The following is a 21,822-nucleotide window of genomic DNA, read 5'->3' as shown; positions in this document are numbered from 1 at the left end:
AGTCGCCACATCCTCGAGTGCAGTCTTTGTAAAGGTGGGAATCGAAATGAGTACCTACCCATAGATTCATTCCATTTTCCCAATTGGAATGGGAAGGTGCGCAGCCAGCCAAGGCCGACAATAATACTACCAAAAGCCATTTATTAATTTTCACGCTTTTTCTCCAACTCAATTGCTGGGCGGTACTTATCGTACAGTGCTCCATAATTTGCAAGCAGAGCAGGCGGCACGAACAAAAGGGGACAGATTTGTTTAATAGATTTTTCAACCCTAATTCAAATAAATCTGCTCCGAATGGCACTTCCTTAACAGCTAACCAGCTGATATGACTACAGAAAAATGAAAAAAGGCCGTCCTTGGTCTACGGTGATAGTTGCGAACACACACCACTCGAACAAGGACAGCCCGCGTGAATCGTAGACGTCAAATCGTCAGGTATCAACAGCAGCGCATTCAGCAGCACGCCAAAAACAGCAACGCCCATGCATTCTTTAAGCTGCTAGCCGATCCGGCGCTGCTACAGCGTGCCGAGTCAGTGATTCCCAAGCATCGTCAACGCTTATTCCCGCCGACTGAAACACTGTCGATGTTTCTGGCTCAGGCCATGAATGCCGACCGTTCTTGTCAGAAGGCCGTGAATGATTTTTCGATCAAACGTTGCTGCGATGGGCTAAGCCCCAGCAGTGTCTACACCGGCGCTTATTGCAAAGCACGGGCGCGGTTACCGGTAGAGATGGTTTCAACATTGTTGCGCTCCACGGGATCCTCGATGAGTAACAACGTGCCACCGTCATGGCGCTGGATGGGCCGCCCGGTACGTCTCGTGGATGGCACCACAGTGACCATGCCAGACACTGCGGCCAATCAAATCTCGTGGCCAGAAAGCAGGGTTGGGCTTTCCCATTTGTCGTTTGGTAGGAATCATTTGCCTGTCCAGTGGTGCCGTTTTAGACGCCTCACTGGGGCGCTTTCGAGGCAAAGGTGGCGATGAGCAGACGTTACTCAGAACGATGCTCGATACACTGAATCGAGGCGATATTGTGCTGGGCGATGCCTACTACGCGACATACTTTTTGCTGTGCGAACTGCGACGTCGCGGGATTGACGGCGTGTTTGAACAATACGGCGCCAGACGGCGCAGTACGGACTTTCGGCTCGGGCAATCGCTTGGGTCGGAGGATCATTTGGTTGAGCTGAAAAAGCCCAAGAAGCGACCTTCTTGGATGAGCCAGGCTTCTTACGAAGAAGCGCCTGAAACACTGACAGTACGTGAACTGAAAACCGATGGAAAAATCCTGGTAACCACTTTGAACTGCCCGCAACAAGTGCCTAAAGCCGGGCTAAAATCATTGTACAAAGACCGTTGGCATGTTGAATTGGATCTGCGCAATATCAAGACAACGCTGGGTCTTGAAACGCTGAGCTGCAAGACGCCTGGCATGGCTGTAAAAGAATTATGGGTGTATCTGCTAGCGCATAATTTGATTCGGATGATCATGGCCCAATCAGCGCTGTTAGCGGATTGTTTGCCACGCGAGCTTAGCTTTAAACATAGCCTCCAATTATGCCTTGCGATGCAGCAGTACGGTGCCGACGAACAAGACGATGGGGTACCGAATTTGCTCAGGTTGATCGCCAGGAAACGTGTCGGAAACCGGCCGGGACGGATTGAGCCTCGCGCCATAAAACGAAGGCCCAAGCCTTACCCGATGCTGATGCAGACGCGCTCGACGGCTAGGGCCGAGGTCAGGAGAAATGGACACCCGAAGAAGGTTAAGTAAGTGCCATTCGGGACAGATTTATTTAATAGGTTTTTTACTGCCACCTAAAATAAATTCGTACCATTTTCAGCCCCCTTTTCTGTTCCAAATTCATTCCAACAAATTATAAACAAACAAATAAAATGTATCACATAACTTTTTAACACTCATATCTGCAGAGTCTATTTCCACTACAGCCCATTTATCATTTTTATCAAAACCGACACATCGTCCCTGCATATCATCGCCAAAAATCATGACACCTTCAAATTGCGCCGCAGTCTCCTCATCAAAAATATCACTTGCCTCTATAAGGCCGTTGTAGAGCATGAATCCGACTGTTTCAATTTCCCCACTTCCGAACTCCTGCAAAAACTCTAAGTAATCATCAGGAGCATTTTTCTGCCCTGCCCTTATTGCATTAAGACTCGCATCATCTACAGCAGCCAAGCCATCGAGCAAATGCTCTTCTTTCTTACTCTTTAAAAAAGCTTTAATATCCATCTTCACCCCCTACTTTTTGTCGGAAAAAATCTCTCTGGCCACACCTCCGGCACGGTGTATTCCACCCTGATGCTGATCCGGAAATCTGGCAGGATGCATATTCCACCATTCGTTAGGTCCGCCAAAGCTATTTTCAATAATATGATGTGCGTCAAACGGCTGTCCGGCTTTTCGCGAAATTGTCACCCCGTTTTTTGCGACAACATCCTCCGTGTAGCGCGGCCACACTTGCCCAGTATTTACCTCCCATTGATTTATCAGATCATTTTTTACCTTGTTAAATTCCTTCCTATTGATGTCAGATAACTCTGGAGAAAGCTTGGAGAATTCCTGCTGACGCAGCGTGTTTGCTAAATTTGCTCTCTGCTCATCTGTAACTTTGAAACCCGTTTGCGCCTCGAGATCTTTCAAATAACGCCGAGCCTGACTCGAAAGATCCGTAAATCCTTGTGCCGCTGTATTATCAGGACGTAAAGGATTATCACCGTTAAGCTGGGTTGGCTTTAGATTTGGCGGTTCAATATTGCCCGCGGTCCTACTTACCCAACGCCCACCAATCCACTCAACTGCCTTGCCGCCCACGCCCGCGGTAATTGCCCCCGTGGCTGCATCAAACACAATTCCGCCAAGCTTATCCGGGGTTGCAAAAATCAGCTCGTCGCCGGCCCGCTCGAGGCTCTGTGCTGGTATGGGGCTATTGATCCAATTGACGCCATCCTTACCAGCCTGAAGTAGATTTGCCGGGATGTCTGTCAGATGAGTGATCGTGTCATAGACCTTACTTGGCCAATCTACAGCCCTATCAACAAACCCAGACCCCATCTCGCCAGCGATATATCCCAACTCGTGAGCGGGTTCATAGCCAGTCCAGACTAGCTCGCTTCTATCGATTCCATTCCAATAAGAATCCAAGGCATCCTTGTACTCTCCAGGCGTCATTCCTTCTTGATAGTTGGCTAATTCCACCTGACGAATTTGATCAGCTCGCTCCATATCTCGAGCTTTATCAAGACTGTCCATCGCTTGCGTGATACTTCGCTTACAACCGGCGACGTCTCCTCCACGTGCATTACATCCTTCACGCGCTTTGTCCGCCGCTTCTATCTCCCCATGCAATAGCCAGTTGTACTGAGTAGCGTTGCCCGCCACCCATGCTCCAGTTTGCAAACTCTCACCGTCAGCATCACTGTCCACCGACGCCGCAAGCACACCAATCAACTGCGAGCTCATCACCAGCAAGCTCTTTCTCTTATCCTCCGGCATGCTGGCGTACTGTTTGGCGAGGCTGTCTACCAGGGCTTCGTTCACACCTGCTGCCAACGCACCAGTACGGAAATCGCCGCCAGCAGCTTCAGCTGCCAGCCCGCCCATCAACGCATGCAGCCCAATCTTGGTGATACCGCCGTCGGCGAACCGATTCTTGGAGACATCACCAATCATGTTGAAGCCATAGGCAGCAAATGCATTGGCAAGGCTGCTTTGCAATGCATCCCCGAAGCTGGCTTCTCCTCCCAGCGCTTTAGTCAGGATGGCCGATGTGCCGTTTTGCAGAACCTGATTCGCAGTAAATTGACCAACACCTTGCCAGGTACTCAATGGGCTCGCAGATGTCACTGCTCCCGAGTTAGGCAGCGCAGTAGTAGTGCCTGTCTGCGTGCTGGTCCAGTCGTCATAGAACCCTGCGGTCAGCCCCGCGGTAACACCCGAGACAACATAGCCTCGCATCGCATCGCTGGAGGTTACGTCCTTGACCACTGCGCCTAAATTGCCACGGTTATTGATTGTGCTGATAGCACCATTGCTGGCCATGCCGGCAAGCACAACGCTGCCCGCAGCATTGGCCCAGCCTGCGGCAGATGTGGCTGTGGCAGCAGCCGTCGCCCCAGCCATCGAGGTACCCGTCCCAGCGGCGGCAATTGCGCCGCTTGCTGCCCCCATCGTGAAGTAGGTAACAATGATCGCTATGACAATTTGCGCGCCGGCGCCCAGGCCGGAATTACTGTATTTGAAGCTGTCGTGCAGCTCTTTGACCTCGCGCCAGTCAACATCGCCACGCTGCTCCATTTGCTTGATCCAGGCGAGGCTTGGGTCCGCCTGGACCATCGCGTCGATGGTCTGGCTTACCGTGTTCTGGTTAACCTGCCTTACATCAATCTTCAAGCCGTCCACGGCCTTGATCGCCAGCTCGCCCTGCGCCACCAACTCACTCTGACGCAATGTCTCGTCGGTATTCCCCTTACCCTTGGCGCTGGTCCACGCCAGGTCACCCTTGCTCTTCTCGTGGCTCTCCTGGTGCAGGTCTTTGACCGCCTCGAAGGTGACTGCGCCGCCACTGGTGATGGCCAGGTCGTTACCACTCTCAAGCTTGGCCCGCTGATACAACTGATCACCGCCACTAACCAGCGACAGATCACCACCAGTCTTGATCTCAGTCCCCACATTCGTGACGTGGGTCACCTCATCACGTTTGGTCTTCTTCGCGCCCCAGCCCCCCTTCTCCTTCATGTCGTAAAGGCTGTAGGTGCTGTTCTGCGCCGCCAACAAACTCAACTTATCCCCGCTATACAGATAAGCCTCATTCCCCGCGCTGATCCTGCTCGCCACAATCGTGGTATCACGCCCCGCCTGGCTGACAAAATCCCCACCCGCCGTCAGTACGCTCGCCACTTGAGTAGTCTGGTCGTCCGAGGTCTTGATGCGTTTTTTGCCGTCCTTTTCCTTGCCCTCGACGTTGTGCATGTCGCTGACCGAGGCGACGTTGAGGTCGCGGCCGGCGGCGATGTTGAGGTCTTTGCCGGCGGTGGCATTGCTGCCGATGATGTTGACGTCTTGCCCGGCCTGCATGTTGAGGTTGCCGCCCGCCGTGACGCTGGCGGCGAGGTTTTTGACGTCGGTGGTGATGCTGGATTTCTCGCCGCCGTCGCGGCTCTCGTGTTTGACGCTGGTGTCGCTGGCGGCGATGAAGTTGAGGTCGCGGCCGGCGGTTAAATTAGCGTCGTTGCCAGCGGTGAGTGCGCCGCGGTTGGTGAGGTCGCGTCCGGCGTCGATGGCGAGGTTTTCGCGGGCGACGATGGTGCCAGCGCTGGTGTCGGTGAGGGTGCGCATACCGGCGCCGTCACGCACCTGGATGGCGGTGGTTTCGTTGGTGATATCGCCTTTGAGCGCCGTGAGGCTGACTTGTTTGCCGCGGATTTCGCCGGCCATGGCGTTGCGGATGCTGTCCTGGGCCAGCAGGCTGAGATTGTTGCCGGCTTCGACCAGGCCGCCGGTATAAATGCTGCCGCTACTGATGGCGGAGAGGTTGTTGCTGGCGCGCAGGGTGCCGACGTTGATCAGGTCGCCGCCGGTGACCAGGTTGAGGTCGCGGCCCTGGATAAGGCTGTTGCCGCGCACGTTGCGCGAGTCGGCCTGGGCCAGGTACAGCACCGGTACGAGCACGGTCTGGCCGTCGATGACGCGGTTTTCCATCCACACGATGTCGTGGGTCAGGGCGCCGACTTGCTGGTCGGTGAGGGCCACGCCCAGGCTCAGGCGCAGCGCGTCTTTGCTGGCAAGGCCGTTGTCCATCAGGTAGCGGAACTGGTCGGCGTCGCTGTACAGGCCGCCGGCGAGGAAGCGTTGGCCGGTTTGCGCGAGGACGGCGTCGCGGATCAGGCGGGTTTCGTACTGGCCGTCACCGAGGCGGCGCCAGGCATTGTCGGCAGTGAAACCGAGTTTGCCGAGCATGTAGTCGGAGCTGAAGAAGCCCGACACCGAGGTGAACTCGGGGTTGGTTTCGATCAGGTAGTGGCTGGTGGGGTCGGCGTTTTTGACGAACAGGCCGTACTCGCCCTTGGGCAGTTGGAAGGTCGGCGAGCTGGTGGGGTCGACCGGCGCGAAGGCGGTGCCGGTGTAGTCCACGGGCACGAAGCCGCCGCCAGGGGCCACACCGACTACGGGCAATACGCTGCCGGGCGCCTGGGCGCTCGGGTCGTTGGCGTGTTTGCTCAGGTTGATGTTGATACCGCCGACGGGGATGCCGGTCTGGTCGTCGCCGAGGGTGCCGGTCAACTGCGCCAGGGTGTTGTTGTGCAGCGTGCCGTTTTGCAGGGTGCGGGCGACGTTGAGGTTGACCGTGCCGCCGGCTTGCAGGGTGGCGTCGTAGCCGGGGCCGCTGTTGTTGGTCCAGGTGGTGACGTCACTTGCGTAGGCGAACGGCAGGCTATTGGGTGAGCGGCTTTTGAGTTCTTCGAAGCGCGCCTTATCGAAATTCCCGGCCGCCGTGGCCGCATTGAACGCGGGCACGTCGACATATTGCATGCGTTCAAACAAATCGTCGGAGACGTGACCTGGCGTGCCGATGACAAGCTTGCGCTGGCCCGTGCGCGTGGCGGCGCCCTGGTTGAGCAGGTCACCGGCAGTGATGCTCAGGTCGCCATTGGCGGCCATCAGGCTGTAGCGGTTCTGCACATTATCGCCTTGCAGCAGCATGTTTTTGCCCGCCACCAGGCGTGCCGCTACCGAGTCCTTGGTCGCCGCCTCAAGGTACGTTTCGTAGATGGTGATCTCGCCGCGTTCCCAGTTGTCGCTCTCGCCGCAGTGCTGGCCACAGATCCAACTCAAGCTGCCGGTGGTCAGCGTTTGCCCGAGTTCGAATGCGTCTTTGGCGTTTTCGATAAAGCCTGCATTGATGCCGATCGAGCCTTCGCTTTCCACGGTGCCGGAACGGTTGCTGAACAGCACGGCACGCCCGCCATCGCGGGCGGCGAAGCTCAGGTTGCCTTTGCTGTAGACATCGCCATAGCTGTTGCTGAAGCCATTGCTGCGCAAGGTCATGTCGCCGCCGCTGAACAGCAGCGTATCGGCAGCATTGGTAATGCCGTTGACCGCCGTGAGGTTCACCGCGCCCTGGGCACCGAGGGTGCCACGGTTGTTGATTTGCGCGGCGGCGATGTCCAGTTGCTGGCGGGCGGTGAGGAAGCCGAGGTTGTCCAGGGTGCCGCCCAGGGTCAGGCGGGCATTGGTTGCGGCCAGGCGGCCGCCGTTCTGGCTGAGGTTGTTGGCGGCGACGGTGAGTGTTTGCAGGGCCGAGACGCGGCCGCTGTTGGTGATATCGCCGGTGGTGATGCTGATGTCACCGTCGCTGAGCAGTTCACCGCCGTTGTCCAGGCTGGCCACGTTGAGGATCAAGCCCTTGGCGCTGGCCATGCGGTCGCCGGCCTTGAGGGCCAGCCCCTGGTCGCTCTTGTAGGTGAGCACGTCGTTGAGTTGCACGCGGCCCAGGCCGTCGACGTTGCCGAAGGCCCAGTCGGCGCTGCCCATGCCCTGGATATTGCCCTGGCTGCCGGAGAGGCTGGCGGTGTTGAGGTGGAACAGGCCGGTGCCGGCGTGTTGCAGCATGCCGTTCTGGTTGTTGACGCTGGCGGCGTCAAGGCTGAACGCCTGGCTGCCGAATTCGAGGGTGCCGTTCTGGTTGTTCAACGCACCGCTGAGGTTGACGCGGCTGCTGGCGCCGCCCAGGGCACGCAGTTGGCCGTTGGCGCTGTTATCGAGGTTGCCGCCAGTGAGGGCCAGGCCCTGGTTGGCTTCGACCAAACCGCCCTGGTTGGTGAGGGTGTCGCGTGAGGTCAGGTTGATCTGATTGCCGCTGATCTGGCCCGCGCTGTTGTCGAGGGTGGCGCCGCTGACGGTCACTTGTTCTTTGCCGAACAGTTTGCCGCCACGGTTGGCCAGGGCTTCGACGGTGAGTTGCAGGTTGCCGACCAGGCTTGCCATCAGGCCGCCGCTGGCGTTGTCGACGTTGTTCGCGGTGACGGTCAGGCTGTCGCCCTGCACGGTGCCGCCCTGGTTATCCAGGCGGGTGGTGTTCAGTTCGGTGAGGGCGCCGCCGCTGAGGATCAGGCCCTTGCGGTTGCTCACATCCTGGCCGCTGTAGCTCAGGCCTTCGGCGCCGGCCAGCAGTTGGCCGTTGTCATTGTTCAGGTGCTGGGCGGCGATGTCCAGGCGCTTGCCGCGCAGGGTGCCGCCGTCGTTGTTAAGGGTGGTGAGTTGCTTGACCAGCACGCTGCGTTCGCCCGCGTCGATCTGGCCACCGACGTTGGTCAGCAGGTCGCTGACCTTGAGCACCACGTCGCCGCCATCGCTGACCAGCGCGCCTTTGTTGCTGTTGGTGAAGGTCTGCGCGGTGACGTCGACGGTCTGCCCCAGCAGGATGCCGGCGCTGTTGTCGAAGCGCTCGCCTTGCAATTGCAGCAGGCCCTCGCTCTGGATGCGGCCCTGGGCGTTGAGCAACTGACCCGGGCCCTTGAGCAGCAGGCTTACGCCCTGGGCGCCACCGGCCAGCAGGCCGGCGTTGCGGTTGTCGAGGCCGGAAGCGCGCACGTCGAGGTGGTCGCCCAACACGCGCCCGGCGCGGTTGTCGATATCGCCGCCAGCCACGTCGAGCAGCAGTTGCTTGCCGACGATCGTGCCGCTCTGGTTATCCAGGTTCGCGGCGTGCAACTCGATATCGCCCTGCCCGGCCTGCAAGCGGCCCTGGGCGTTGTTGAGCTGTTGCGCGGCGGTGAGGGTGAGCTTGCCGGTGTCGGCGCTCAGTACGCCGCCTGCGTTGCTGCTGAGGGTGCCGGCAGTAACGTTAAGATCGGTGCTGGCCTGGGCGAAACCCTGGTTGTTGTTGAAAGTGTTGGAAACGGCGAGGTTGAGCGCGCCGCCGTCGGCCTGGATCAAGCCCTTGAGGCTGTTGTCGAGATCGCTGGCATTGACGGTCGCGGTTTTGCCCACCAGCACACCGTTCTGGTTGTTCAGGTTACCGGTGTTGACGGTCAGGTCGTTGGCGATAACTTGCCCGCCGCTGTTGTTCAATTCGGCACTGGTGAGCACCAGGCTGCCGCCAGCCATTTCGATACGGCCCTGGCGGTTGTCTAGGGAGGTGCTGTTGAGCGTGGCGGCCTGGCCTTCGCCGAAGCGGATCAGCCCGCCGAGGTTGACGATGGCCGGCGAGTTGATCGCCAGGCTCTGCTCGCCGAACAGGCGAGCGCTGGCGCCCTGGTTGGTGAGTTTGGCGCTGCTGACCTCGACGGTCTTGGCCTGGATGATCGCGCCCTGGTTGGTCAGCGCTTGCGCGGCGGTAATCGCCAGGGCGCGGCTGGCCAGCAGGTTACCGCTGGTGGTGACGGTTTGCGCGTTCACCACCAGGTCGCCCGTGGTGTTGCGGCTGTTATCGGCGGCAACGCCGGCTTCGATGATGCCGGGGTTGTTCACGCTGGCCGCGTTGATATCGATGCGCTGGCCGGCGGCGATGCTCTTGCGGTTGACCAAGGCTTGGGCGCTGGTGACCTGCACATTGCCGTTGGCGTAGACCTTGTCGGTGAGGTCGACGTTTTGCGCGGTGACTTTGACGTTACCGGTGGCCGCCGCCTGCGCCATGCTCAGGCGCCCGTTGGCGTCGAGCTGAATATCGCCACCACTGGCGGCCAGGGTTCCGTCGAGCTTCACGCCCACACCGGCCTCGGTGCCCACCAGTTTGATCGCGCCGGCATACATGCCGCCCAGGGCCGAGGAGTCGATCGCCAGCTCGGGCTTGGCGCTGCCGTCGTCGGCACGGGCGGTGGTTTTCAGGCTTTGCGCATCGACGTCGTTGCGCCCGGCAATCACGTTGAGTTCGCGGGCGTTGATTTGTGCGTTGATCTTGGCCGAGCGGGTAATGATGTCGAAGCGTTCGACGTTGCTGGCGTTCAAGCCCTGGCCGTCGATGGTCACGGCGCCGCCGTCCACTTCATAGCGCTGCAACTGGCCGCTTGCGTCGAGCACCGGTTTGCCGGTGGTGAGGGTGACGTTGGGGGTGTTGATAAAGCCGCAACCGCTGCACGTCACGCCGTACGGGTTGGCCACGATGACCTTGGCCGACTGCCCCGCCACTTCGGTGTAGCCGCGCAACTGGCTGGGGCTGCCGCCGTTGACTTCGTTGAGGATGACGTTCGCCGCGCCGCCCTTGAGGTTGGGGTTGCCGACAATGATCCCGCCCAGTTGGGTGTTGACCATCGCGCCGTTGCCATTGTTGAGAATCACGCCGTTGGGGCCGACGTTGTAGTCCTTGAACTGGTTATGGGACAAGCCCGCGCCATTGGGGGTGGCGATGTTCACCACCGGCACGCCATTGCCCGCCGCGCCTACGGTGGTGCCCGGCGCACTGACCACAATGCCCTCGGCCTGGGCCAGCAGCGGCTGCCAGAACAATGCGTTGGCAAGGATCAACGCCAGCCCGCGCTTGGGCAGGCCGAAGAACGCGTCCCGGCGCTTCAGGGCGGCAGAAGGTTGGCGGGCCAGGAAGGCGAATTGGCGAACATCCATTGTCAGGCTCTCATGCAGCGGGGCGTTGAATTACAGGAAAAAATCCATGCGGAAGTAGATCGGCGCTTCGCGCTCGGTGACTACACCGGGTCTTTCTAACGAATGAGCAAAGGTCACGCTGGTGCTCACGTGTTTGCCACGGGCGAACAGCTCCAGGGAGTTGCTGGACACCCGGCCATGAACGTTGTCGTTATAGCGGTCGTTGCGGATCACGCCCTGGTCGTAACCGATGCTGGCGCCGTATTCGAAGAAGGCCGGGCGCATCCAGTCGAGGGTCACCGGGCGTGCCCAGCGCACTTCGTTGCGCCAGTAGCCGCCGCTGTCGCCGGTCAGCAATTGGTCCTTGAAACCGCGCACCGAGGCCGAGCCGCCGAGGCTCATACGCTGCGGCGAAAACAGCGGGTCTTCACTGCGCTGCCCGGTGGCCAGGCTGCTGAAGCTGAACGACTCGCCCCACAGGCTGAACGGTTGCAGGTAGCTGACCGTGGCGGTGTATTTGCGGTAGCGCGAGTTCGGTTGGCGACGGCCCGCAGGGTCACGCTCGTCTTGGGCCTGGGCGTCGAGCAGGCCGATGCCGCTTTGCATGCCCAGGTCCAGGTTGACGAAGGCACTGCCAATGCGCCGCCCGTGGTTGACGCCCAGTTGCAGTTCGCTGAGGCGGTTGCTGCTGGGCGCGGTGCGCACGTCGAGGATGTAGTTGTTGGTGCGCAGGTGCGCCAGGCCGACGTTGACCGAGGTCTTGCTGACGTCATCGCGGTGGATCACACGCTCGGCGCGCAGTTGGTGGTTCTGGTTGTCGCCGTCCTGCTTGTATTTGAAGCCGTCGGCGATGCCGTAGGTGCGGTAGTCGCTCTCGCTGTAGGTGTAGCTGAAGTTCCACCAGCCCCAGGGCACGTTGTAGTAGAGCATGGTGTTTTTCGAGGTTTTCTGGTGGTCGCTGATGGCGTCGTGGCCGCCGCGCAGCATCAGTTGGTCGCCCAGGCCGAGTGGGCTGTCCCACTCCAGGCCGGCGCCCCATTGCTGTTCGCCGGTGCTTTTCTGCCCGTCGTTGTTGCGCGACAGGCTGGCGCGCCAGGGCTTTTGCGCGGTGTTCTTGACCACCACGTCGCTACCGCCGATCTGCTTGCCGGGGGTGAGCTCCATCTGTGCTTGTTTGGACGGCAGGCGATTGAGCTGGTCCACCAATTGCTCGATTTCACGCAGGTTCAGCGCTTCACCGACCTTGCCGGGAAAGGCCATGGCCAGTTCGCGGTCGGTCACTGTGCTGCCTTCGGCGCTGCGCAAGGCTTCGAGTTTGCCTTCCACCACCAGCACTTGCAGGTGGCCGGTGGAAAGGTCCTGTTGCGGCAGGTAGGCACGGCTGGTAACGCGGCCTTTGCCGAGGTAGTAGTCGGTGATGGTTTTGAGCAAATCGTTAAGCTGCGACACGCCCAGGCATTGGCCGATGTAGGGCTTGAGCAGGCGCTCGCGCTCGGGCGCCGGCAGGCTGTCAGCACCTTTGAGTTCGATGGTTTTGATCGGGAAGCACCGAGTGTCGGCAGGGCTTGCCGGGGCTTGGGGCTTTTCCGCTTTGCCGGGCAGGTCCTGGAGTTCCTGCAGACGCCGCTGTTGCTCTTCGAGCAGGCGATTCTGCCGGTCGCGGATCAAGTCCTGATCGCCAGGCGTGGGGGCGGCGAATGCACTGTTCAGGCTCAGGCAGGTGAGCAGGAACGTGCAGAGAAGAAACCGAGTCCGTGGCAATAACGAAGACATGTTCGATCCATCGAAAATCAAGGGCCGCGAAACTAACATCGAACTTCCAGCTAGCCTAGAAACGGGCGAAGTTGGGCCGTTCGCTGAAATAGTCTTCAAGCTATTGATTAATAAAGATAAATTTTCATCAAAAGGGCCAAGCCTTTTCACCGGAAGTGATTATTCCGACAAGTGGCAGCGATTTTGATGGCAATTCGACGAAGGTTTTTTTGATTGCCATTATTTAGCCATCAAGTTTCGTCGAGTTAGGTTAGTACCGAGGAAAGGAGAAAAGTTCGCGGGGGTTTTGTGAATTGGATCCCATTTATCGGAATTCCAAGGAGAGGGTTGAACCACTGCAATCTAAAGGGTGGGAAATAACCAATGTGGGAGGGGGCTTGCTCCCGATAGCGGTGTGTCAGTCATATATCTGGTGACTGACACTCTGCTATCGGGAGCAAGCCCCCTCCCACATTGTGTACTCGCAGCATTGAGGATGTCAGCCAATGCCCTTGTCTTTGTCGGCCCCGGGCACCAGGGTCAGACCGGGGCGCTCGACGTCGCGGGAGACATGGGACTTCACGTCTTCCACTCCGCCCTCCTCGTCGTTGTGGATCACCAGCACGCCGGGTTTGCGAAACTGCTCCAGGTGGCCATCGCCCAGGTTGAAGCTTTCACTCAGGTGCTTGTCGCTCAGGGCATTGGCCTCTGCGCGGCGCTGGGCAAACTGGCGGCCGCGGCGCTGTTGATAGCGCGCCCAGCCGATCAGGATCAACGCGTTGAACAAGGCGATCCACAGGTAGATCTGCAAGGTGTTGAGCGCGGCAAAGATCGGCGCCTCGATGCGTGGGCCGCCATGGGTTTCGAGCATGGCGCCGATGCCACGCGCCAGCAGCCAGACTAGCCCGCCCCAGGCCAGCAGGGTCAGCAACACATCGATGATCCACATCACAGGGCTTTGGCGAGTTCTGACCAGTTTCATAGTCACGCCTCCTCTTGGGCAGGTTTGATACCACGGTCCGGGCTGACCCAGCGTGCGCGTTTTTGATGCTGGTTGAACAACACCTTGGGAAAGCTGACCAGGGTGGTAAACAGGCTCACCAGCCAGAACACCATCGGGTACCACACGGTCCAGAACAGGGTTTTCCACAGGTCTTTTTCGTAGCGCCGGTCGATCAGGATGCTGACCGCAAACTGCAGCAGGCACACCATCGCCAGCACCAGGCCGGTAAACGCGGGTGGCACCAACGAGTCCACGGTAATCGCCGCCGGCAGCGTGACGAATTTACCCACGGCCCAGAAGATCACCGACAGCAGGAAGGTGAAAGCCCAACCGGTGGACAGGCAGTATTCGAACAGCAGCGGCCACAGGTAGCGATGGCGCCATTGCCAAATGCCGCGAATATTCTTGAACAGCACTTCGGCGCCGCCCTGGGCCCAGCGCAGGCGCTGTTTCCACAGGCCGCCGACGGTCTCGGGCATGAGAATCCAGCACAGGGCACGCGGCTCGTAGAAGATCGACCAATGATCCAGTTGCAGCTTCCAACTGACATCGATGTCTTCGGTGATCATGTCGGTGCTCCAGTAGTCGATGCGGTCCAGCGCCTTCTTGCGAAACGCCACCACCACACCCGAGACCGTGAAGATCCGTCCGAACACCCGCTGGGTGCGCTTGATCAAGCCGATGATCGAGGAGAACTCGCCGACCTGCACGCGGCCGATCAGGGTCGAACGCGTACGAATGCGCGGGTTGCCGGTGACGGCGCCCAGGCGCGGGTTGTCGAGCATCGGTGCCACCATGTAGGCCGCCGCGTTCTTGTCGAGCAACGCATCGCCGTCGATGCACACCAGGTATTCGCTGCGGGCGGCCACGGCGCCCATGCGCAGGGCCACGGCCTTGCCCTGGTTCTGCGCCAGGTGCAGCACGCGCAGGCGTGGGTGTTGCAGTGCCAGGGCATCGAGTACCGCAGCGGTGTTGTCGCTGGAGCCGTCGTTGACCGCGATCACTTCGATGTTTGGGTACACCTGGGCCAACGCGGCCGCCATGGTGTCAGCGACGTTATCGCCTTCGTTGTAGCAAGGGATGATGATCGAAATCAGCGGGTTACCGGCCAGGGTCGGCGCCGGGGTGTCTTCCTCCCACGGCCAATGGCGCTCCCAGTGCAGCCAGAAGTACAGGCCGCCGGCGATCCACAGCGCCGACATGAACAGCGGGTAGAAGAACACGAAGTCCATCAGGAACTGCCCGGTGATCAGGAAGATCAGGCCCAGAGGCAAGCCCAATACCAGCGCCAACACGAATAGAGCCAGGATTCTGTCGAACATGATCAAGGATTCCATTGGTTGGAGAGGGCCGGACGTATCGTCTTCAAGTCCGGGGAGTTTTCCAGGAAGTTGTCCGGGTAGTAGCCGAAACTGGTGACGCCCTGGCGTTTGAGTACACCCATCCACTCTGCCAATTGCTCAGCGCTGATATCCGGCGCGGCTTGGGTGCGCCAGTCTTTGGCTTGCAGTTCGAAGACGGTCTTTTCCAGTGCGCCGGGGCGTGCCTTGACCGTGGCCACCAGCTTTTCCAGCCAGGCATTGGAGTCTTTCAGCGACTGGCCTTCCATCAGCGGCATGGCCATGGGCGCCGTCCAGTCGTAGGTCTTGAGGAAGTCATCGAGGTTCTGCGCAAACCAGGCTTCGCTGCCGGGGTTGAGCATCGGCTCGGCGAAGATATTGCGAGCGGTGAGGATCTGCGGGCCGCGAATGGCGCGCACCTTCACGGTCAGCTCGTTGGTGAAATCAGTCAGGTAGCGGCTCTTGAAGCGAGTCCAACGCTGCATCACCGCAGGGTCGGCACGCAGCGCAGCGATATTGTCCGGCAAGCCCTGGGCAGCATAGGCCTTGAGTGCGGCGGGGCTGGCGTCTTCAAAGTCGCTTAGCAGCGCATCGTCGTGATACAGCACGCCGTCGATGGCACTGTTGCTGGTACGCGCCAGGTCTTCGTAGATCTCACCGATGAGCTGCCGCACTTTCGGATCAAAGGGCGACAGGCGCTTGTATTGATCCGGATCGGTAGCAACCTTGCCGGTCTGCGGGTCCCAGCGGGTCACGCGTGGCAGCTTGGCGTCGAGGGCAAAACTGAGCACCGGCATCCACGCAAACACGCTGGCGTGGGCACGGGTATGCAACTGCCAGGAAACGCGGTTGAACAGGTCGGCGCGCATCGGCAGGTGGCGGTTGGGGAAGTACACCGAATGCACCAGGCCATCACCCTTGGGGTCGGCGTAGGCTTGCAGAAACACCGTGACGGCGCCCATGTCCACCACGCGCTGCACCAGCACATCGAGGTTGTGCGCCTGTTGAACCGGGTCGGGGTCATAGACGTGATCCAGGTCCACATGCACGACGCGCAACGGAGCCTTGGCCTGAACCGAAACCATGCTGCTGGCGAAGTGTTCCCCATCCGGGTCGGAGGCCACCAAAAAGCGCGGGCTGTTCATCAGCTTGTTGGAATCATCCAACCCGTCGTCCAGCGTAAGCGCCATCTCATAGCCGTGTTCACCGACCACCGCCAGGGTGGTGCCATCGGCCGCGCCATACGGCCATACCCATACCCGTGGAGCCTTGCCAGTGACGGTACGAATTTTATTGGAAATGGCTGCTACGTCAGTACGCATCCGCGCCTGGAACTGCGCTTCGGTTTCATAGCGACCGGTCGCCGGGTCATAGCGGCGCGTGGTGGCCGCGGGTTCAAGGTTGCCCTGGGGATTGGCGAGTATGCCTTTGTGATTGGCGTCGGTATGGGCGGCGATTTCCACCAGGCCCGATCGGGACACTTCGCGAATCTGCTGCCAGGTCAGGAAGTCGCCCCGTGGGCGCGGTGTACCGGCGAAGTCCACCGGCTGGTTCAGCGGCGTGTCGATCCAACTGCCCACCGGCGCCAGCACGGCCGGCCAATTGTAGGCCCGCAAGATCGGCATCACGCGGGTGTAGAAGCTGGAATAGCCGTCATCGAAGCTGAGCATCACGGCCTTGGGCGGCAGTGTCGGCCCGCCCCGGCGCGCAGCAAGGACTTGATCCACGCTGACCGCCTGGTAACCGTTCTCGCGCAGCCAGGCCAATTGCTCGATCAAGCGCTCGGTACGCACCGCCACCACGGCCTGGTCAGGGTCGTTGTCCGAGACGTCGTGGTAGGCAATGCCCAGGAAATGGTTCTTCGGCCACGGCGCTTCGCTGGCCAGTGTCGGGCGCTCGGCAGGTGGAACGAATGGCGCGGGTTGCTGGGCGCATGCGGCGGCCAGCATTACACCCAGGACCAGAAAAAAACGACTGAGGAGGGTCATGGTCAGGCTCTTCTAGAAACGGTAAGTGAGGTCCAGGAGCAGGCGCAAATCGCGTTCGCGCTCGCCGTCGTAAGGTCGGCTGACCAGGCTCAGGTTGGCGCCGGCTTCCAGCACGTCATTCCAGCGAAAGCGTTGGCCGTACCCGATCAAGCCGACGCCGCCGGTGGAGTAATCCTTTTGGCTATAGGTACCCGCACCGAGCTGGAACTGCTGACTCCACTGGGTTTCGTAGCGGTGATAGAGCACATGGTTGACGTTGACGGTGGGCAACACGCTGAAGTCAGACTTGGGGTTGAAGTAGATCGTGTCTTCCTTGCTGTTGCGGCTGGCACCGACTTCCAGGCCCAGCTCTACTTGCACTTTGGGCGAGCTGTAGATGCCTTCGCGACCGGTGAGTAAGGCTTCGACGCGGTCGTTGCCATCGCTGAAATGCGACGGGCTGACGGCCAGTTTCCACTCGCGGCTTTCGTTGGCGCGCCAGCGGATAAAACCGCTGCCGCCGTTGGCCGTGACACCTTCATTCAACGCCCGTAACGGTGTGGTGTTAAGTAGGTAGCCAAGGCTGCCGCCGTACTGCCAGTGGTCGTTGATGTCGCGGGCGATCGACACGCTCGCGCCTTGTTTGGCGCCATCGCCATAGGAATGGTTGGACACTTCGGCTTCGATGGTCATATCGCGGGTGCGCCGCTCCACGCCCACACGCTGCCAACGGTGATGGCCGGTACCTTCGGCGAAATCGGCAGTGCCATAACCGACACCGGCGAACAGGCGCCAGTCCTCGTCGATGGGCGGGGTGTAGATCACGCTTTCTATGCCCCAGTCACGGCTACCCGACACCGCGCCGGCCTCTTGGTTGTTGCCGCCACCGAAGCTTTTGCCGGTGTAGGCTTCCACCCGCACTTCGGCCATGTCGTGCACGTCGCGCAAGCGTTTGAGGCGCTGTACCTGGCGGTTGTCCGGGGCGCGGGCAACGACGTCATCGGTAAGCAGGTCCAGTTGCCGCCATTCCTGCAGGTCCAACGCGGTGAAGCCTTGGGACATTTCCACCCCGATGTCACGAGGGCTCTGGTTTTCGGTCTCCTTGAGGGAGTCTTCAGCGCGTCTGGGCCATTCACGGGCACGGTACATTTCTGCCTGTGCCAAACGTACACCGATGCTGCCGGGAGCTTTGCTCCCCAGGTCTTCCAGCGCTTGTTCGCTGGCATTCAGGTCGGCGCCATAGGTACCGGCCTGGGCCGCCAATTGCTGGGCGTCCATCCATTCGTCGTTAGGGTTGCCGATAGGCAAACCCTTGAGTTCAACCCGAGGTTTCTCGGTGCTGGCCAGCTGCGTGGCGACCGCACGCGCCTCATCCACCTGATCGTTTTCCAACAAGGCGTAGAACAGGGCGGTGCTGTCTTTGACATGATCACCGACGTCGGCATCCGCTGCAGTCAGCGCCTGGCGATACAGCGGCGCGGCTTTTTCCGGCAGGCGCTGGTCGAGGTAGGATGCGGCGACCCAGCGCACGGCGTAGGTCGGCAACTGCACGCCTTGGGCGGTGAGCACTTCGTATTCGCGAATCACCTCAGCGGTGCGTGCACGGGCCTTGAGTGCCCCAAGCCGGTCGATACGCCAGCGCACGACGTCGTCGTGGGCAGTGGCGTCCGGAGCCCAGCGGCTGATCAGCTTGTCGTAATCCTGCAGGGCGCGATCGGCGATGACGTAGCGTTCTTTTTCGGTACGCGTAGCGAACTCGGCCATGCGCACACGCTCGGCGGCAAGGTCGCCTTCCAGGCGGCGCTGGGTGACCGCGTCCACCAGGCCCGGGCGCTTGGCCGACAGGCGCAGGGCGGCTTCGGGCAAGCGAGCCTTTTGCAGGGCGACGATGTATTCACGGGCCACTTCCGGTTTGTCGCCGGCACGGATAAAGGCTTGGTCGAACTCGAACAAGGCGTCGTAATTCAAGCTGGCGCGTGTCAGCGCATAACCCAGGGCCATGCGGCGGTTCGGGTCATTGGGTTGCGCCGCCACCATCGTGCGCAGGCGTTGCACCGCTTCGTTGGCCTTGCCGCCATCGGCCTGGGTCAGGGCCTGGCCCAGTTGCAAGTCGACGTTATTCGGTTCACGCAGCAGAGCCTGGCGATAGACCGCTTCGGCCTGAGCCCATTGTTTTTGATTGCGATAGGTGCGCGCCACCGTGGCAAGTGCCTGGGTGGTGAGGTTGCGGTGCTTGCCTTGTGCTTCGTACACCTTGAGCACTTCGTCGTCTTGCCCGGCCCAACCGGCAATCACCAGGTGGTCACTGACCTGGCCTGGGGTTTGGCGTTCGGCAGACAGTTGGCGCAGTTGCGTCAACGCCGGCGTGAAGTGACCGTTGCGGGCCTGGATGATCAGGGCATCGTAGGCGGGATCGGCAAACGCGAGGCCAGGAACCAGCAATTGGCTGCACAGGGCGGCCCCGATAAGCAGACGCAACCGGCCTGAAGCACTGTAGGGGAGGTTTCGCAGCATATCGTGAGCTTCCTTACACACGGAAAGCCCTAACGATAGATGGTCCTGAGCAAAACGCATCAGGGTGTCGGCGTCTCGGGACCCGACCTAGCTTTCCTGTAAGAACTATCTCTTAGCGAAGTAGGGGGAAGTACAATTCAGAACAATTGTTCAGAATTGTGCAATCGCGAATTTTTGCCCTCACACAAAACGAATGTGGGAGCCGGGTTTGTGTGGGAGCCGGGCTTGCCCGCGATGCAGGCACCGCGGTCTTTCAGCCAGACCGGGGCGATGCTATCGCAGGCAAACCAGCTCCCACACAAGCCTGCCCCCACATTTTTTTACTGCATTTTCAGCGCTTACTGGGCGCCGCTCACCGCACCGACTTTCGACATCACAAAGCCAATGAACTGCTCAACGGTCATCTTCTGGCCGTTGAAAGTCACTTCGTTGTTGGCGTAGTGCAGCTTGGAGACCACATCGGTACCCACCAGGGTTGCCAGTTGCGTGCCGACTGCCATGCCGCTGACCATCTCGGCCGCCATCTGCGATTGCTGCTCGATGGCTTTGGGGTCAGTCACTCCACCGACCTGGGCTTGCAGGGCGGCTACGTCGCTGATCATTGGCTTGGACAGGGTCAGGTTGGCATCCAGCAGCGCAATCATCTGCTTGCCCAGTTCAACCGGCGGCAGCTCCATGGACGTTGGCTTGGCCAGGTCCACAACCAGGTTGAACTTGCTTTCGCCGTGGGTGGTTTTAAGCGACAGGTTTTCCACCGCCAGTTGCGGCTTGGCAGCCAGTACCTGGTTGACGTTGGCTTCGGCCAGGGCCTGCTCGGCTTCGGTCAATTGCAGTTCCGGCACGGGTTGGCCAGCGGCGGCCGCGGCTTGCACCGGCTGCATCTTGTCCTGGTAGAGCTTGGTCAGCACCAGCATCGCCGGGATATCGACATTCTTCATGCTCACGGCCATGGCGGCCGAGCCGACCGGTTTGCCCTGATAACCGATCTCGTCGATCTTGTAATCGACGCGGCCGGCCAGGTTGTTGTCCTTGGCTTGGGTGGAGTCTTTCTGCTCGAAGCCCTTGAGGGTCAGCACGGCTTTCTGCGGGCCGAAGGTGACCTTGGTATCGGTCAGTTCCACGGTGTTCTGGCCGGTGTAGAAGCCAAAGGTGGATTTCTCCAGGTTGCTGGCAACAGTCAGGCCAGCCAGTTCCGCTTCGAACGGTGCGCCATTGGCATCGATCGCCGCGACCTTGAGGCTGTTCATGAAGCCATCAGCCTTGACCTTCTGGCCTTCAGCGCTGCTGTCGAATTCCAGGTTGGCGCCGGAGAAGCTCACCGAGGAGGTGTCGTCCTTGAACTCAAGCGGCAGCAATTCGATGTTGCCGCTGACCGAACGGCTGTAGCCGATGTTCGCCACGCCTTTGAGCGGCGACACGTCTTTGCTGGCGGCGAACCATTTTTCAGTGGTGGGGTTCTTTTCCAGTTCGTAGTGACTGGTGGCCATGACCGGCAACCACTTGAGGGTCACCAGGCGCGAGAACGGCAGCGGGCCGTGCTCGATATGGTCGACGAACAGCAACTCAGGGTTCGGGTTGTCTTCACCGAACACGCTGCCCTGGCCCTTGAGGCGATAGTGCGCCGTGCTGCTGAACACGCCACGGTCCAGAGACACCAGCTCCAGAGCCACGCTGCCGTCGACGCCGGCCATGGAGGTCTGCAACTCTTTGTTGGCGTTCTGGATGGCGGTTTGCAGGACCGGCTCCAGTTGTTTACCGGTGTACCAGGCGCCGCCCGCACTGACGGCGCCGATGGCGACAACAAAACCCAAGAAAACAACTGCTGGCTTATTCATGAAGTGACCTGATCAAATCCTGTGAGAAGTGGGCTGTCTTCCTTGAACCCCGAAGGGGTTGGCTCAAGCCCGCCGAAAACGGGGGAAGATTAGCACTGGCGAGCGCAAACGGCCCAGCCTTTCAGAGGGATCAGTTCCGTAGGAGTTCAGGAGTACTCCAGCTCGATTTCGTCCAACTGGTGATCAAAACTCTTCAAGCGGGCGGTCCAGGTGTACACCAACACCTCAAACTCGCGGTGGATCACGGCATTGCCGGGGGTGTCGGCCTTGGGGTCGCAAAAATCCAACTGGTAGCGCTCGCGGGCCATTTGCGTGGCCACGTCGGACAATTCCCGCGCGTTATCCAGCCAGTGCCTACCGTCAGCAACCTGCCGATCCAGCAACACGCACTGCTTTTTCAGGACTTCGAGGCTTTTTTCCAGCGGCGTGCCGGTGAGGTCGCCCATGACCTCCTGGAAGGTGCGCCCGGGCTGCCAGTAGCTGCCCCAGAAATAGCGGTCGAATACGGTTTCGACGCGGCGCAGGGCAACCTTGGTGTCCCAGATCGCGACGCGGGTCTTGCCTTGCTCGAGGAGCTTTTTCTTCACTCGCTGGTTTTGATAAGACGCCCAGGCCACCACGCCGATGGACAAGGTGCCGATCACCAGGCAGGCGCTGTCCAGGAACACCATGGCCTTGTCGAGTTGATGGGCGAGCATGACACCGTAGAAATACGCGGCCGATAACAATACCAGTGCGAAGAGCACGCACCAGAAAGCGGGAGCATAAGGGTTTTTCATTATTGGAATCCCCATGAGCAAACGCGAGCTTTGTCGGGTGAGACGTCACGGCGCCTCACCT

The 21,822-nt window shown here is 60.0% G+C and carries 9 protein-coding genes and 1 pseudogene; 1 reads left to right on the top strand and 9 read right to left on the bottom strand.

Annotated features, from left to right (window positions below):
* The first annotated feature begins 409 nt into the window (after nucleotides 1-409).
* Nucleotides 410-1,781 (top strand): annotated as a pseudogene (locus tag LJX92_RS00810) (IS4 family transposase).
* A gap of 90 nt (nucleotides 1,782-1,871) precedes the next feature.
* Here the strand turns inward: LJX92_RS00810 and LJX92_RS00805 are convergent.
* The 9 genes from LJX92_RS00805 to LJX92_RS00765 form a co-directional block, all read right to left on the bottom strand.
* On the bottom strand, nucleotides 1,872-2,264 hold the full coding sequence (locus LJX92_RS00805) for an SMI1/KNR4 family protein (RefSeq protein WP_177464438.1): 393 nt from the start codon (nucleotides 2,262-2,264) through the stop codon (nucleotides 1,872-1,874).
* A gap of 9 nt (nucleotides 2,265-2,273) precedes the next feature.
* Entirely contained in the window at nucleotides 2,274-10,592 is an 8,319-nt protein-coding gene (locus LJX92_RS00800) for a DUF637 domain-containing protein (RefSeq protein ID WP_228309189.1), read from the bottom strand.
* 30 nt (nucleotides 10,593-10,622) lie between these two features.
* Nucleotides 10,623-12,344, bottom strand: a complete 1,722-nt coding sequence (locus LJX92_RS00795) for a ShlB/FhaC/HecB family hemolysin secretion/activation protein (protein ID WP_228309188.1) — start codon at nucleotides 12,342-12,344, stop codon at nucleotides 10,623-10,625.
* A 478-nt stretch (nucleotides 12,345-12,822) separates the two neighbouring features.
* A complete protein-coding gene (gene pgaD, locus LJX92_RS00790; protein WP_078819978.1) occupies nucleotides 12,823-13,305 on the bottom strand; it encodes a poly-beta-1,6-N-acetyl-D-glucosamine biosynthesis protein PgaD in 483 nt (160 codons plus the stop codon).
* A 2-nt stretch (nucleotides 13,306-13,307) separates the two neighbouring features.
* Nucleotides 13,308-14,648, bottom strand: coding sequence for a poly-beta-1,6-N-acetyl-D-glucosamine synthase (gene pgaC, locus LJX92_RS00785; RefSeq protein WP_005783595.1), 1,341 nt, complete (start codon nucleotides 14,646-14,648; stop codon nucleotides 13,308-13,310).
* Nucleotides 14,649-14,650: 2 nt separating this feature from the next.
* Nucleotides 14,651-16,654, bottom strand: a complete 2,004-nt coding sequence (gene pgaB, locus LJX92_RS00780) for a poly-beta-1,6-N-acetyl-D-glucosamine N-deacetylase PgaB (RefSeq protein WP_032878493.1) — start codon at nucleotides 16,652-16,654, stop codon at nucleotides 14,651-14,653.
* 12 nt (nucleotides 16,655-16,666) lie between these two features.
* A complete protein-coding gene (gene pgaA / locus LJX92_RS00775) occupies nucleotides 16,667-19,147 on the bottom strand; it encodes a poly-beta-1,6 N-acetyl-D-glucosamine export porin PgaA (protein ID WP_228309187.1) in 2,481 nt (826 codons plus the stop codon).
* A 338-nt stretch (nucleotides 19,148-19,485) separates the two neighbouring features.
* The gene (locus tag LJX92_RS00770) at nucleotides 19,486-20,982 is read right to left on the bottom strand and encodes a YdgA family protein (RefSeq protein ID WP_032878495.1); all 1,497 of its coding nucleotides are present in this window, start codon (nucleotides 20,980-20,982) and stop codon (nucleotides 19,486-19,488) included.
* A gap of 146 nt (nucleotides 20,983-21,128) precedes the next feature.
* Complete coding sequence (locus LJX92_RS00765; RefSeq protein WP_032878496.1) at nucleotides 21,129-21,761, bottom strand: hypothetical protein; 633 nt, start codon at nucleotides 21,759-21,761, stop codon at nucleotides 21,129-21,131.
* Between the last annotated feature and the right edge of the window lie 61 nt (nucleotides 21,762-21,822).

This window comes from Pseudomonas sp. HN8-3 (assembly GCF_020790195.1).
GTDB classification, from domain to species: Bacteria; Pseudomonadota; Gammaproteobacteria; order Pseudomonadales; family Pseudomonadaceae; genus Aquipseudomonas; species Aquipseudomonas synxantha_A.
This window is presented reverse-complemented; position numbering and strand designations above follow the sequence as displayed.